The organism is Bacillus sp. FJAT-25509 (assembly GCF_001420605.1).
GTDB lineage: Bacteria > Bacillota > Bacilli > Bacillales > Bacillaceae_G > Gottfriedia.
In genome coordinates this window covers 38,936-53,365 of record NZ_LJIZ01000028.1, presented here as the reverse complement: position 1 = coordinate 53,365, position 14,430 = coordinate 38,936, and the positions used below count along the sequence as shown (strand labels likewise).

Genomic DNA, 14,430 nt, shown 5'->3' with positions numbered 1-14,430 from the left:
AGTTGGGGGTTTCCCCCTGTGAGAGTAGAACGTCGCCTGGTAACCAAAAACATCAGCTATTAGGCTGATGTTTTTTTGTATTTACAAAGATATAAAATTTTAAGAATCAAAGTTAAATAATGTGAAACTTGATCAATATATTTAAACAAAGCTAATTTAATTGGTACTTCACTTAAAGGTATTGATTTAAGTAGCAGTTCTTTCGAGGTACGGAGTTACCCTACATGGTAATGAGCACCGCGCAGTATCGAAGAATATGATCAGTTTGGAGGGGAAGACTACAAACTATTTGTAGTCCTTTTTTAGTAGTTAGAAGGAACAAAAATAAGTTCAAAGCAGGAAAGTAGTATCATATTTAGAAAAAAAATTAAAAATATAGAGCACAAAATTAGAACTATTTTCATATATTACAAAAAAATAGGCCATAAATTGTATAAAAAGTTTTTAATTTGCAAAACTAAATAATAAACGAAATTGTTTAATCAAACGTAAATTGCACTGAAAAACACTTAGAGGAGGAATAAAGGTGAACAGTTTATCAAAATGTATAGTTTGTGAAGAGAATAAGGAACATGGCATTCATATTATTGAAGCATTCGTATGTGAAGAGTGTGAAAAGAAAATCGTAAAAACTGAAACAGATGCACCTATATACAATTCCTTTGTAGAGAAGTTAAGATGTATCAGTACGGTGAAAGAAGAAATTGCGAATTAGAGATTAGCATAAGGGTAATAGACTAATAGTAGTAGTCTAATAAGTTTTTGTAAGTTAAAATAAGATATAAGTGAAGGACCGATTTTATATACAGGTACCTCTGCCATAATTTATTACTGTTTGGTCACCTCTTTAGTGACTGAGCCTTTAAGTAATGGAGAGAACTTGTAAATATAATCGGTTTTTATATTGTCTAAAAATTATTGGATTTTGAATTAGGAAGTTATATTAAATTATCGAAAAGTATGTTTAATATGTTCAATTAAAAAAGTAACAAAAAAATATAGTAGTATAACGATACATACAAATATTAGCGAAAATTAAAGGAAGCGTTAATGATGAATAAAATGCCATTACTAAATGCATTGAAACAGTTTGTTAAAGAAGAAACAATATCACTACATGTTCCGGGTCATAAAAATGGAAAGCACACTTTTATAAATGAATTAGGATTACCAAATATATTAAATTATGATGTGACGGAATTAAACGGCTTAGATGACTTACATTATCCCTCAGAGGTGATCAGTGAGGCTCAAAAATTGTTAGCCAAAGTATACAATGCAGAAGAAAGTTTCTTTTTAGTAAATGGATCAACTGTAGGTAACCTAGCTGCAATTTTAGCGTTATGTGGCGAAAATGATGAAGTATTGGTACAACGTAACTGTCATAAGTCAGTTTTTCATGGTCTTTTACTTGCTGGAGCAAAGCCTATATTCTTGCCTTTAGATATTGATGAAGAGCTAGGACAGCCACTTGGAATCAACGCTGAACAATCTATAAATGTAATAAAAAATTATCCAAAAGCTAAAGCAATCATTTTAACAAACCCTAATTATTATGGAATGTCTCAAAACTTAAAAAATATAATTGAATTCGCTCATAATATGGATATCCCAACTATAGTAGATGAGGCTCATGGAACACACTTTATCATTGGGGCGCCTTTTCCAGAAGATGCGCTATCTATGGGTGCCGATATTGTCATACAGTCAGCGCATAAAACTTTGCCCGCAATGACGATGGGTTCATATTTACATATAAAATCAAAACTTGTTTGCAAAGATAAAGTAAGAGAAATGCTGAGAATGCTACAAAGCAGCAGTCCTTCTTATCCAATCATGGCTTCCTTAGATTACGCAAGGGGTTTTGTTGAAACATTTTCTATTGATAAAGTAAAATTACTTCAAAAGAAAATTGCCGAATTTATTAGAGAAGTTAATGGTTTATCTAGTATACAGATTGTTTCATCAAGCCATATAAACTATACACAAGATTTACTAAAAGTAATCGTAAAAAGTGTAAAAGGACATACCGGTAAAGAATTACAGGAAATATTTGAAAATGAGGGAATCTATTCTGAGCTATCAGATTGGGGACATGTTCTGTTTATCCTTCCGCTAGATGAAGGAATGGATTTTAATGACCTTATTAATCGTATAAAAAAAGCAATTGAATCTATGGTATATATTGAAAGTAAACAACCTAAGCTTAACGTACCTAATTTTACGAGTACAGTTTTACATAGTTACGCTGATTTAAAGAAAAAAAGGAAGGTGGTAAAAGATTTGGCAGATTCAGTTGGAGAAATTTCTGCAGAAAATATTGTACCTTATCCACCAGGAATTCCGATTTTACTAAAAGGTGAACTAATTACTACTAAGCATGTTGATTATATTCAAGATGTATATCAATATGGAATGACGATTCAAAATTTGATTGAAGATAAAAATTTACAAATTGAAGTATTGATTTAGGAGGAAACACATTTGAAATCTTTGTTCATTACATTTGAAGGACCAGAAGGTGCAGGGAAAACAACAATTATAAAAATGATATCGGAAGAACTTCATAAAAGAAGCGTGAACTTTATATCTACTCGTGAACCAGGCGGTATACGTATCGCAGAAAGTATAAGAAATATTATTTTAGACACAGAGAATATTGAAATGGACAAACGTACGGAGGCACTACTTTATGCTGCGGCAAGGAGACAGCATTTGGCAGAGAAAGTAATCCCTGCATTGGAAGAAGGTAAAATGGTGCTATGTGATCGATTTGTGGATAGCTCGCTTGCATATCAAGGTGTCGGTAGAGGAATCGGAATAGATGAAATTTATAATATCAATCAATTCGCGATCGATGGTTTAATGCCTGATTTAACGATTTACTTTGATTTAGACCCAAAAGTTGGATTAAATAGAGTTCACCAAGCAGATGAGAGAGAAATCAACCGATTGGATTTAGAAGAACTAGATTTTCATTTAAAAGTTCAAAGTGGATATGATGAGATCATGAAGAGAGAACCATGGCGCTTTAAACGAATTGATGCATCAAACCAGGTCGAGCAAGTATTTAATGATACTTTAAAAGTCATTTTAGAAAAAATAGAAGAAATTTAATTATTTATAAAAATTGATTACATGAACAATAACATGACGGAACTGGTATAATAGAAGAAAGAAAACTTTCGGAACTTAAATGAAAATTACTTGTATCAATAGAAAAATGTAGGCCAAAACAAGGGTTGTGTAATTGGTAAAACAATTTTTAAAAAAACCGATACAATTGAAAAAATATTATTGATTATTTTACAGATATAAGTAGGTGTAAACATGAAAACATCTTGGGAGAAATTAAGCGATCGTCAGCCAGTTGCTACAAAAATGTTAAAAAATGCAGTCATTAAGAACAGGGTAGCACATGCTTACTTATTTGAGGGTCCAAGAGGAACTGGTAAACGCGAACTTGCATTATACTACACAAAAGTATTACTATGTGAGAATGTAAGTGGCGCTACACCTTGTGGAACTTGTCGTAATTGTAAGCGTGTCGATTCTGGTAATCACCCAAATGTTTATGTAATTGAGCCTGAAGAAGCCTCTATAAAGAAACATCAAATTCAACAATTACAAGAAGAATTCTCTAAAACGGCTGTTGAATCAAATCGAAAAATTTATATAATAGACCATGCTGATCGAATGACGACAAATGCAGCTAATTCTTTATTAAAGTTTTTGGAAGAGCCGGTCTCAATTACAACTGCATTTTTATTAACTGAACAAGTACAACAAATTTTGCCAACGATACAATCTCGCTGTCAATCAATCCATTTTAATCCATTACCAACAAAATACTTTGAAGAACATTTAGTTAATATAGAGCTCCAATCAAACTTAGTACCATTATTAGCAAGATTAACAAATAGTGAGGCAGTCGCACTTCAAATTGCTGAAGAAGAATGGTTTGCACAAGCTAGAGATTTAGTGATAGAATTATATGAAGCATTATTAACGACGAAAAAAGATAGTCTTCTAGTCATACAACAAAATGTTTCTCGTCATTTTGATACGAAGGAACAGTTACAAATGATGCTTGATATGCTTGTATTAGCCTTTAAAGATATGCTATATATATATGCTGAGCAAGATCAAAACGTTGTTTTTAAAAATGAAGAACCATTAATGAGACAAGCATTAAATCGTATTTCATTAGAGAAAATAACCACTTGTTTAGAAATCATCCTTTTTGCTAAAAAGCGATTAACATCCAACGCAAACATGTTAATGGTTTTAGAGCAAATGATAATAGAGCTACAGGAGGGATTGTAGATTGTGTACGAAGTAGTCGGAGTACGTTTTAAAAAAGCTGGTAAAATCTATTATTTCGACCCGAATGGATTAGCAATCCCTAAAGATACTTTTGTCATCGTTGAGACGGTGAGAGGGATTGAATTTGGAAAAGTAGTTGTACCAAATAAAAAGGTCGGAGAAAATGACGTAGTCCTTCCGTTAAAAAAAGTTATGCGATTAGCTGATGAGCATGATCGTATGATTGTTGATGAGAATAAACAATCAGCTAAAGAAGCTTATGAAGTTTGTTCTAGTAAAGTTATGCAACATGAACTAGATATGAAATTAGTTGATGTCGAATATACGTTTGATCGAAATAAAGTCATCTTTTATTTTACAGCAGATGGTAGAATAGACTTTAGGGAATTAGTAAAGGATTTAGCTGCAGTATTCCGTACTCGAATTGAACTAAGACAAATAGGCGTACGTGATGAAGCTAAAATGCTTGGTGGGATAGGGCCTTGTGGTAGAATGTTGTGTTGTTCAACGTTCTTAGGTGATTTTGAACCAGTATCCATTAAAATGGCTAAAGATCAAAACCTTTCTCTTAACCCGGCGAAAATTTCAGGACTTTGTGGCCGATTAATGTGCTGCTTAAAATATGAAAATGACGAGTATGAGGCTGCAAAAGAACAACTTCCAGACTTAGAGGATATCATCAAAACATCAGAAGGTCCTGGAAGAGTAGTAGGATTAAACATCTTAGAACGAGTTATTCAGGTAGAATTGATCAAAAAAGAACGCGTTGTGGAGTATACCCTAGATGATTTGATTCACGAGGGAGTCGTGTCAATACAAACCACAGATTAAGAGGTGGTAAGATTGGACAAGAAGAATATATTCTTATCTCTTTCCAATATGGAAGAACAAATTCAAGATTTATCAACACAGCTTAGCGAATTAAAACAATATATTGCTGAGCTACTAGAAGAAAACCACTATACGAAAATTGAGAATGATCATTTACGAGAAAGATTAGGTCTAAATAAACGTATAGAAGAAAAAGAGCAAATAAAAGACTCAAAGAAGAAAAAGGTACAAAAGGATAAGGATCTTGGGGAAGGCTATGATAATTTAGCAAGATTGTACCAAGAGGGTTTCCATATTTGTAATCTACATTATGGAAGCGTACGTCATGGTGAGGACTGTCTGTTTTGTTTATCCTTCTTTGATAAAAAGTAATGGTAGGCTATTCCGGAAGAAGCGAGCAATTACCTTTTTAGAAAACAGCTATTAAATAAGCTGATTAAAAAGGTAATGCGCCAATTCCAAATGGAATAGCTTCTTTTTATGCACTGCTAGTTAATTGTTAGGCGATTAGGCAATGCTAAAAGATATTATTGGTGTGAATTTGAAAGGAACTAATTATGCTTAAAGGTGACGAACGTTTAGATTACTTATTAACCGATGATATGAGGATTATTCAAAGTCCATCTGTTTTTTCATTTTCATTAGATGCAGTTCTTTTATCCAATTTTACATATGTCCCGATCCAAAAAGGTACAATTGTTGATTTATGTTCTGGAAATGGAGTTATTCCATTGATGCTACACCGAAGATCTAAAGCAAATATAATTGGTGTAGAAATACAAGAGCGATTATATGATATGGCTAAAAGAAGCATTGAATATAACAAGTTAGATGAAAAAATATCAATGATTCATGACGATTTAAAAAATGCACCAGATAAAATAGGTAGAGAGTTTGTAGATGTTGTTACATGTAATCCACCATACTTTCAAGATATTCCGACTTCTGAACAGAATATGAATGAGCATTATGCAATAGCGAGACATGAGATTAAAACGAATTTAGAAGAAGTAATCAATGCAAGTAAACAACTTTTGAAGCACGGTGGGAAATTGGCGATGGTTCATCGTCCAGGACGTATGTTGGATATTGTTACAACAATGCGTAAACATGGCATTGAGCCGAAAAGAATTCAGTTTGTCTATCCAAAAATGGGTAAAGAAGCAAATACACTTCTAATTGAAGGTATTAAAGGTGGTAAGGCAGACCTTAAAATTTTGCCTCCGATTTACGTATATGAGGAAAATAACGAGTATACGACTGAGCTAAAGGAAATTCTATATGGAAGACAATAAACACTATTTATACGTGCTAGAATGTTCTGATGCTACTTTCTATGCAGGGTATACAACAGATATTGAACGTAGAGTAAAACAACACAATGATGGAAAAGGTGCAAAATATACGAGAGGTAGGACACCTGTAAATTGTATATTTTTTGAGGAGTACCTAACGAAAAGAGAAGCGATGCAAGCAGAATACGCTTTTAAGCAATTATCAAGGGAAAACAAAGAACGATATATGAGAGGAGGAGCGAGCAATGATTAAAAGTCAAAAGAGCTTCTTAAATGAAGAATTAGGTTGTCTTTATTTAATACCAACTCCTATTGGTAATTTAGAAGATATGACGTTTAGAGCGGTAAGAATACTAAAAGAAGTCGATTATATTGCAGCTGAGGATACTCGTAACACGAAAAAGCTTTGTAATCACTTTGAAATACCAACGCCATTAGTGAGTTACCATGAACATAACAAAGAAAAAGCAGGATTAAAGCTTGTAGAAGACTTGAAACAAGGATTAAAAGTTGGATTAGTAAGTGATGCAGGAATGCCATGCATAAATGACCCAGGTTATGAGCTTGTAAAACTTTGTTTAGAAGAAGGTATTTCTGTCATCCCTTTACCGGGCGCAAATGCTGCTTTAACATCTTTAATATCATCTGGACTACCTACTGATTCATTTTTATACATAGGATTCTTGTCACGTCAAAAGAAAGATAAGAAGAAGCAATTGGAGCCGTTAAAGGCACAACGTAGTACAGTTATTTTATACGAGTCTCCACATCGTTTAAAAGAAACGTTACATGTTATTCTTGAAGTATTAGGTGACAGAAAAATTGTACTTTGTAGAGAATTAACAAAGAAGTTCGAAGAGTTTTTACGAGGGACAGTTAGTGATGCAATAGACTGGGCAACGAATGGAGAAGTACGTGGAGAGTTTGTAGTTGTTCTAGAAGGGGCATCTGAAGAAGATATGAAAAACAATGAGGATTGTTGGTGGCAGGAACTATCAATTAACCAACATGTCGATTGGTACATAAATGAAAAAAATGAAAAAAGTAAAGATGCAATAAAACTTGTTGCGAAGGATCGTTCATTAAATAAAAGGGACGTCTATGCGGAATATCACGAAATTTAATATGGTTTAAAAATGAAGTTAGGCTGTCTTATTTATTTGTAATTCTCTACTCATTTTTACTTGCTTTTATTTAGAGAATGCAATTAAAATAGGCAGCCTCTTCAATTTAATTATTATTAGCTATAAATTGTTCAATCTCGAATTTTAGAAGTTCTGCGCCTTTTTTACTTAAAACAATTTTGCCATCACCAACCTCAAGATTATTTTGAGAAATTTCTCCAGTCATCATACAAGTCATATTTGGTTCATACTTTTTTAGGATAATTCGATCATCCTGAACAAATATTTCAAGTGTGTCTCTTTCAGTGATGTTTAGTGTTCTTCTAAGTTCAATGGGAATTACTACACGGCCAAGCTCGTCTACCTTACGGACAATTCCTGTAGATTTCATAATTAATCCTCCTATATAAAGTTTTTATGAAAATAATTGTACTATGTAGTCCAAAAAACAGAGCTACATAATGCTACTGTGCCAAAATGGGTTAATTTAAGAGAAAATGTATGTATATTTATGAGAAATAATAGAAATAGATGTTACTATTGTGTAAAATTTAACTTATAAAATAAGTATGAAGTTGTAATAGTAGATGGGGATATGCAGATAACTCATTTTTCATTTTATAATGAAATGCAAAATCATGCGAATAATTTAGTGTCAATATTTAGAAATTTTTAATAAGGAGGATTTTTGGTAATGAGTAATAAAACATTTTATATTACAACCCCAATTTATTATCCGAGCGGAAAATTACATATAGGTCATGCTTATACGACTGTTGCTGGGGATGCAATGGCTAGATATAAAAGACTTCAAGGTTTTGATGTTTTTTATTTAACGGGTACAGATGAACATGGTCAAAAAATTCAACGAAAAGCTGAGGAGTTAAATGTCTCACCTCAGGAATACCTAGACGATATCGTTGTTGGAATTAAAGACCTATGGTCAAAATTAGATATTTCATATGATGACTTTATCCGTACGACAGAAAACAGACATAAAGAAATAGTTGAAAAGATTTTTAAGCAATTACTTGATCAAGGTGACATTTATTTGGACGAGTATGAGGGTTGGTATTCTGTTCCGGATGAAACATATTATACTGAAACACAAATTGTAGATCCTCTATATAATGAAGAAGGAAAAATTATTGGTGGAAAGAGTCCAGACAGCGGTCATCCAGTAGAGCTAGTTAAAGAAGAGTCATATTTCTTTAAAATGAGTAAATATGCTGACCGATTACTGAAGTATTATGAAGAAAACCCAGAGTTTATTCAACCTGAATCAAGAAAAAATGAAATGATTAACAATTTCATTAAACCTGGTTTAGAGGATTTAGCTGTCTCACGTACTTCATTCGACTGGGGTGTAAAAGTACCTGGTAATGCTAAACACGTTATTTATGTTTGGATTGACGCTTTATCTAACTATATTACAGCGTTAGGATATGGTTCAGATAATGAAGAAAACTATAAAAAATATTGGCCAGCGAATGTTCATTTAGTTGGTAAAGAAATTGTACGTTTCCATACGATTTATTGGCCGATTATGTTAATGGCATTAGACTTACCATTACCTAAAAAGGTCTTTGCTCATGGATGGTTATTAATGAAAGACGGCAAGATGAGTAAATCAAAAGGAAATGTAGTAGATCCAGTAGTATTAATCGATCGATATGGCTTAGATGCACTAAGATACTACTTACTACGTGAAGTTCCTTTTGGATCAGATGGTATTTTTACGCCTGAAGGATTCGTTGACCGCATTAATTTTGATTTAGCGAACGATCTAGGTAATTTATTAAATCGAACAATTGCAATGATCCAAAAATATTTTGATGGTAATATTCCTGCTGTTAATGGAGCAGTAACAGATTTTGATGAAAACCTTCAACAAGTTGCAAAAAATACGAAAGAATCTGTTGAAGCAGCAATGGAAAATATGGAGTTTTCAGTTGCTTTAACAAATATTTGGCAGTTCGTTAGTCGTACGAACAAGTATATTGATGAGACACAGCCGTGGGTACTTGCTAAAGATGAAAGCCGTGTAAACGAACTAGCTTCGGTAATGGCACATTTAGCTGAATCTTTACGTCAAGTAGGGATTTTACTAAAACCTTTCTTAACTCAGACTCCAGCGAAAATTTTCGCTCAGTTAGGACTAGTTGATGAAAAGATTCTTTCATGGGACAGCTTGAATAAGTTTGGAGCAATTCAAGAGGATACGAGAGTACAAAAAGGTGAGCCAATTTTCCCTCGTTTAGAGACAGAGGTTGAAGTTGCTTATATTAAAGAACAAATGCAAGCTACTGTAAAACCAGTGGCAGAAGAGAAAGTGGAAGAAACTGTTCCTGAAATTACGATTGATGACTTCTTTAAAGTTCAACTAAAAGTAGCTGAAGTAAAAGAAGCTGGTGCAGTAAAAGGAGCAAAAAAACTTCTAAAACTTCAATTAGATTTAGGGAATGAATCTAGACAAGTTGTATCGGGTATAGCGGAATACTATAAACCAGAAGACTTAATTGGTAGAAAAGTGATCTGTGTAACGAATTTAAAACCTGTTAAGCTTAGAGGGGAACTATCCGAAGGGATGATTCTTGCAGGAAGTATTGAAGGTAAGCTATCACTTGCAACAATTGATCAATCATTACCAAACGGTACTATTATTAAATAATGTTACTAGGAAAAGTATTTCGTGTAAAAACTAACATGAAATGCTTTTCTTTTTTAATTTGTTTTACTGAAATAATTGTTGTATTGTGCAGAAAATTGTAAAAATATCATAATAATCACAAATATGATAATAATTTGTTGATTTATGGCAGGTGTTAACAAGGTATTGTTAGAAAATGTCATTATATGAAGAAAATATTACAGATTGATTACAACGGTAAACTAAAATAATTATCTGAATTTGGTAACAAAAAGTAAGAAAGTCTTGATATAACATGGAATTAATTTAAAACATCTTTAAAATTTTATTAGAAATTGCTTAATTTTGACCGTTTTTTTTTGTAACGGAATTGTTAACTGTGCGTTAGGTAAGAAATTTTACGGTATGCTAGACTAAATCTCAGATGAGCAAAGGGGAAGTAGAAATGCTTTTTGATACACATGTACATTTAAATGCAGATCAATACAAAGAAGACCTTGAAGAAGTAATTAGTAGAGCTCTAGAAGCAGGAGTTGTTCATCAAGTAGTTGTTGGCTTTGATCGACCAACAATTACGAAGGCTATGGAATTAATTGAGAAATATGATTTTCTTTATGCAGCTATTGGCTGGCATCCAGTTGATGCAATTGACGCAACTGAAGAAGATTTTGAATGGATTAAGGAATTATCAAAACATCCTAAAGTAGTAGCAATTGGAGAAACTGGATTAGATTACTACTGGGATAAATCTCCAAAAGAAATTCAAAAAGAAGTATTTCGTAAACAAATTCAATTAGCAAAAGAATGTGGACTACCGATTGTCATTCACAATCGAGACGCAACTGAAGACATTGTAACCATTTTAAAAGAAGAAAATGCATCAGAAGTAGGTGGCATCATGCACTGCTTCAGCGGAAGTGTGGAAACTGCAAAAGAATGTATTAAAATGAACTTCTATATTTCATTGGGAGGACCAGTTACATTTAAGAATGCAAAAAAACCAAAAGAAGTAGCGACAGAGATTCCGTTAGAAAATCTATTAATCGAAACGGATTGTCCATACTTAACACCACATCCGTATAGAGGAAAAAGAAACGAACCTAGCTATGTATCACTTGTTGCTGATGAGATTGCACGTTTAAAAAACATATCAGTTGAGGAAGTTCAAAAACGAACTTTCGAAAATGCGTGTAATATTTTTCAGATTAACAAATGATCTCATGAACTAGTACGAATACATAACATTCGTCACAGTTCACGTATGAAGAGTTGAAGAATTTGTCGAAAGAAAACTCTTCTACTTCTAAATCTAGTAAACATACATTCAGTAGAGTAGAAGCACTAGTTAATAGGTTTGGAGCTAGTCAATCTTTTTTCTCAGGCGAAAAGGAGGAGTAAAATCGTGATAGACGCGAATAGGTTACTTTCTAGACTTGGGAGTAGTAAAAAACTAGCAGTACAAATTGCAGGAGCTTTAGTTTTCACTGGATCAGTAGGTACAGGAGCATATGAGGGACTTAAAGAACAAGTAACTCTTGAGGTAGACGGGAAGGAACAAGTTATTCAAACACATGCAAATACTGTGGCTGAATTATTAAAAGAACAAAATATTAATATTACGAATGCAGATGAAATATATCCGTCAGCCAAAACGAAAATATCAGATGATATGGATATTACGGTTCATTTAGCAAAACCTGTTAAACTTACGATCGATGGGCAAGAAAAAGTCATTATGACAACTGCTCAAACGGTAGAGGAATTATTAAAGGAACAAAATATTAAGATCAACCCTGATGATGTTATAATGCCTGCACTTTCAACACCGTTAGAGGAAAATGGTAAGGTATCTTACGAAAAAGCATTCCCAATGGTATTAAATGACGGAGGAGTTTCTAAAAAAGTGTTTGCAACTTCGACTACTGTCGCTGACTTTTTAGAAAAGCAGAACATTACTTTAAACGAATTTGACCGAGTTGAACCAGGTGCCGGCGAAATGATCAAACAAAATGATACAGTTCGAGTTATCCGTGTCGAAAAAGTCAACGATGTGGTGGAAGAGCCTGTAGATTTTAAAGAAAAAGAGCAAAAAGATTCTTCAATGAATAAAGATGAATCTTCGGTCATTTCAGAAGGTGTAAAAGGACTTGTTAAACGTAACTTTGAACTGATTAAAGAAAATGGTAAAGTAGTTTCTAAAACACTAGTTGATGAAACGATATTAAAAGAACCAGTTGATCGAGTAGTTGCAGTTGGAACAAAGTCTGTACCAACATCAAGTGCATTAGTAAAATCTAGTGCGCCTAAATCAAGTAGTAAGGTGAAAGAAATGTCTGTTGAAGCAACTGCATATTCACCTTATGATGCGGGGATGTCAGGTGTAACAGCTTTAGGTATTAATGTACGTAAAAATCCTAACACAAAACTGATTGCAGTTGATCCAAAAGTTATTCCTTTAGGATCTAAAGTTTGGGTTGAAGGATATGGCGTTGCTATTGCTGGTGACACTGGTGGCGCAATTAAAGGCAGAAGAATCGATATTTTAATGCCTACAAAAGACGATTGTTATAATTTTGGTCGTCGTACTGTAAAAATTCGTATTATTAGTTAATATTTTTAAAATAGATCGTTGTTTGAATGAAAGTAGAAGGATAAGTCCTTCTGCTTTTTTTTATACTACTTTTAAGAGAGTATGAAGTTTTATTATCCTTATGGTATGATTACATATACTTGTATTGGTTGGAGGAACAAATGAAAATTAAAGAAATCATTGTTGTTGAAGGTAAAGATGATACGGCGGCAATTAAAAGAGCTGTGGATGCAGATACAATTGAAACAAGTGGTTCTGCTATAAATAAGGATACTTTAAAATTAATAAAGCATGCTCAGGAGACTCGAGGAGTAATTGTATTTACAGATCCTGATTATCCTGGTCAACGTATACGCTCGATTATTAAAGAGCACGTACCAGGGTGTAAGCATGCGTTTTTACCAAAGGAAGAAGCTGTTCGTTCAGGTAAAAAAGGATTAGGGATCGAGCATGCTACTAGAGAATCTATTCGAAATGCTTTAATTCATGTTAAGCAGGAATTTATCGAAGTTGAATCCGAAATTACTAAGGAAGATTTAATAGATGCTGGGTTAATTGGACATCCCTCATCAAGTGAAAGACGAGATAAACTTGGTAAAATTCTTAATATAGGTTATACAAACGGTAAGCAACTAGAGAAAAGACTGCAAATGTTTCAAATATCAAAAGATGAATTTGGGCAAGCAGTAAAAAAAGTTTTAATGGAGGAAAAATAATGAAGGATATCGCGACACCTAGTCGAACGAAAGAAATATTAGCCAAGTACGATTTCTTCTTTAAAAAAAGCTTTGGTCAAAATTTCTTAATTGATACAAATATACTAGAAAACATTGTAAGTTATGCAGACTTAACTGAAGAAAGTTGTGCAATTGAAATTGGTCCGGGAATTGGGGCATTAACTGAGCAAATTGCTAAGCGTGCTAAGAAGGTATTAGCTTTTGAAATTGATAATAGACTAATCCCAATCTTAGAAGATACACTTTCTCCATATGATAATATACAAATCGTTAATGAAGACGTTCTAAAGGCAGATGTTGAAAAAGCGATTAATGAGCATTTACCAAATGAGTCGGATATAATGGTAGTCGCAAACTTGCCTTATTATGTAACGACACCAATAATCATGAAGCTATTAACTGAAGGTTTACCAATCAGAGGAATTGTTTGTATGTTGCAAAAAGAAGTAGCTGACCGTATCTCCGCAAAGCCGGGGACAAAGGATTATGGTTCACTATCAATAGCAATACAGTTTTATACACATGCTTCAACGGTTATGACTGTACCTAGAACGGTCTTCATGCCACAGCCAAACGTTGATTCTGCTGTTATAAAGCTAGTAAAACGAGAAGAACCAGCAGCAGAGGTAATTGATGAATCATTCTTTTTTGAAGTAGTTAGAGCGAGCTTTGCTCAAAGAAGAAAAACATTAAATAATAATTTATTAAATCATTTTTCTCAACTGAAAAAGGACAAGACAATCCTTGAAGCTTGTCTTTTAGAAGCAGGTATTGAAGGAACAAGAAGAGGAGAAACTTTATCAATTCAAGAATTTGGAACTTTAAGTAATAATCTATATAAAAGAATGAAATAACAAAAAGATGATTATAAACTAAT

The 14,430-nt window shown here is 33.2% G+C and carries 15 protein-coding genes; 14 read left to right on the top strand and 1 reads right to left on the bottom strand.

All coding sequences use genetic code 11. From position 1 onward, the window contains the following. Positions 1-526 precede the first annotated feature (526 nt). From AN960_RS18410 to rsmI, 9 genes are all read left to right on the top strand, one after another. A complete protein-coding gene (locus AN960_RS18410) occupies positions 527-715 on the top strand; it encodes a sigma factor G inhibitor Gin (RefSeq protein WP_286131748.1) in 189 nt (62 codons plus the stop codon). 335 nt (positions 716-1,050) lie between these two features. After that, on the top strand, positions 1,051-2,472 hold the full coding sequence (locus AN960_RS18405; RefSeq protein ID WP_056474539.1) for an aminotransferase class I/II-fold pyridoxal phosphate-dependent enzyme: 1,422 nt from the start codon (positions 1,051-1,053) through the stop codon (positions 2,470-2,472). 12 nt (positions 2,473-2,484) lie between these two features. Further along, complete coding sequence (tmk, locus tag AN960_RS18400) at positions 2,485-3,117, top strand: dTMP kinase (protein ID WP_056474537.1); 633 nt, start codon at positions 2,485-2,487, stop codon at positions 3,115-3,117. A gap of 213 nt (positions 3,118-3,330) precedes the next feature. After that, entirely contained in the window at positions 3,331-4,326 is a 996-nt protein-coding gene (gene holB / locus AN960_RS18395; protein ID WP_056474533.1) for a DNA polymerase III subunit delta', read from the top strand. Between the two features lie 3 nt (positions 4,327-4,329). Beyond that, a complete protein-coding gene (locus AN960_RS18390; RefSeq protein ID WP_056474530.1) occupies positions 4,330-5,157 on the top strand; it encodes a PSP1 domain-containing protein in 828 nt (275 codons plus the stop codon). 12 nt (positions 5,158-5,169) lie between these two features. Then, complete coding sequence (gene yabA / locus AN960_RS18385) at positions 5,170-5,529, top strand: DNA replication initiation control protein YabA (protein ID WP_056474527.1); 360 nt, start codon at positions 5,170-5,172, stop codon at positions 5,527-5,529. 182 nt (positions 5,530-5,711) lie between these two features. Then, the gene (locus tag AN960_RS18380) at positions 5,712-6,452 is read left to right on the top strand and encodes a tRNA1(Val) (adenine(37)-N6)-methyltransferase (protein WP_056474524.1); all 741 of its coding nucleotides are present in this window, start codon (positions 5,712-5,714) and stop codon (positions 6,450-6,452) included. Further along, a complete protein-coding gene (locus tag AN960_RS18375) occupies positions 6,439-6,705 on the top strand; it encodes a GIY-YIG nuclease family protein (RefSeq protein WP_056474521.1) in 267 nt (88 codons plus the stop codon). The genes AN960_RS18380 and AN960_RS18375 overlap by 14 nt, the downstream gene beginning before the upstream one ends. Continuing rightward, positions 6,701-7,576 carry a 16S rRNA (cytidine(1402)-2'-O)-methyltransferase gene (gene rsmI / locus AN960_RS18370; RefSeq protein WP_156339725.1) on the top strand — a complete coding sequence of 292 codons (876 nt, stop codon included), beginning with the start codon at positions 6,701-6,703 and terminating at the stop codon, positions 7,574-7,576. Before AN960_RS18375 ends, rsmI begins: the two co-directional genes overlap by 5 nt. A 106-nt stretch (positions 7,577-7,682) precedes the next feature. On the opposite strand, the gene AN960_RS18365 is transcribed toward rsmI, so the two are convergent. Beyond that, positions 7,683-7,967, bottom strand: a complete 285-nt coding sequence (locus tag AN960_RS18365; RefSeq protein WP_056474515.1) for an AbrB/MazE/SpoVT family DNA-binding domain-containing protein — start codon at positions 7,965-7,967, stop codon at positions 7,683-7,685. A 297-nt stretch (positions 7,968-8,264) separates the two neighbouring features. Here AN960_RS18365 and metG point away from each other — a divergent pair, with 297 nt between their 5' ends. The 5 genes from metG (at position 8,265) to rsmA (ending at position 14,407) form a co-directional block, all read left to right on the top strand. Next, entirely contained in the window at positions 8,265-10,247 is a 1,983-nt protein-coding gene (metG, locus tag AN960_RS18360; RefSeq protein ID WP_172795440.1) for a methionine--tRNA ligase, read from the top strand. Positions 10,248-10,671: 424 nt separating this feature from the next. Continuing rightward, entirely contained in the window at positions 10,672-11,442 is a 771-nt protein-coding gene (locus AN960_RS18355; protein ID WP_056474510.1) for a TatD family hydrolase, read from the top strand. Positions 11,443-11,628: 186 nt separating this feature from the next. Further along, entirely contained in the window at positions 11,629-12,837 is a 1,209-nt protein-coding gene (locus AN960_RS18350; protein WP_056474505.1) for a resuscitation-promoting factor, read from the top strand. 140 nt (positions 12,838-12,977) lie between these two features. Next, positions 12,978-13,532, top strand: a complete 555-nt coding sequence (rnmV, locus tag AN960_RS18345; RefSeq protein WP_056474503.1) for a ribonuclease M5 — start codon at positions 12,978-12,980, stop codon at positions 13,530-13,532. Beyond that, positions 13,532-14,407 (top strand): 16S rRNA (adenine(1518)-N(6)/adenine(1519)-N(6))-dimethyltransferase RsmA, encoded by an 876-nt coding sequence (gene rsmA / locus AN960_RS18340; RefSeq protein WP_056474500.1) that lies wholly within the window; start codon positions 13,532-13,534, stop codon positions 14,405-14,407. The genes rnmV and rsmA overlap by 1 nt, the downstream gene beginning before the upstream one ends. The last annotated feature ends 23 nt before the right edge of the window (positions 14,408-14,430 follow it).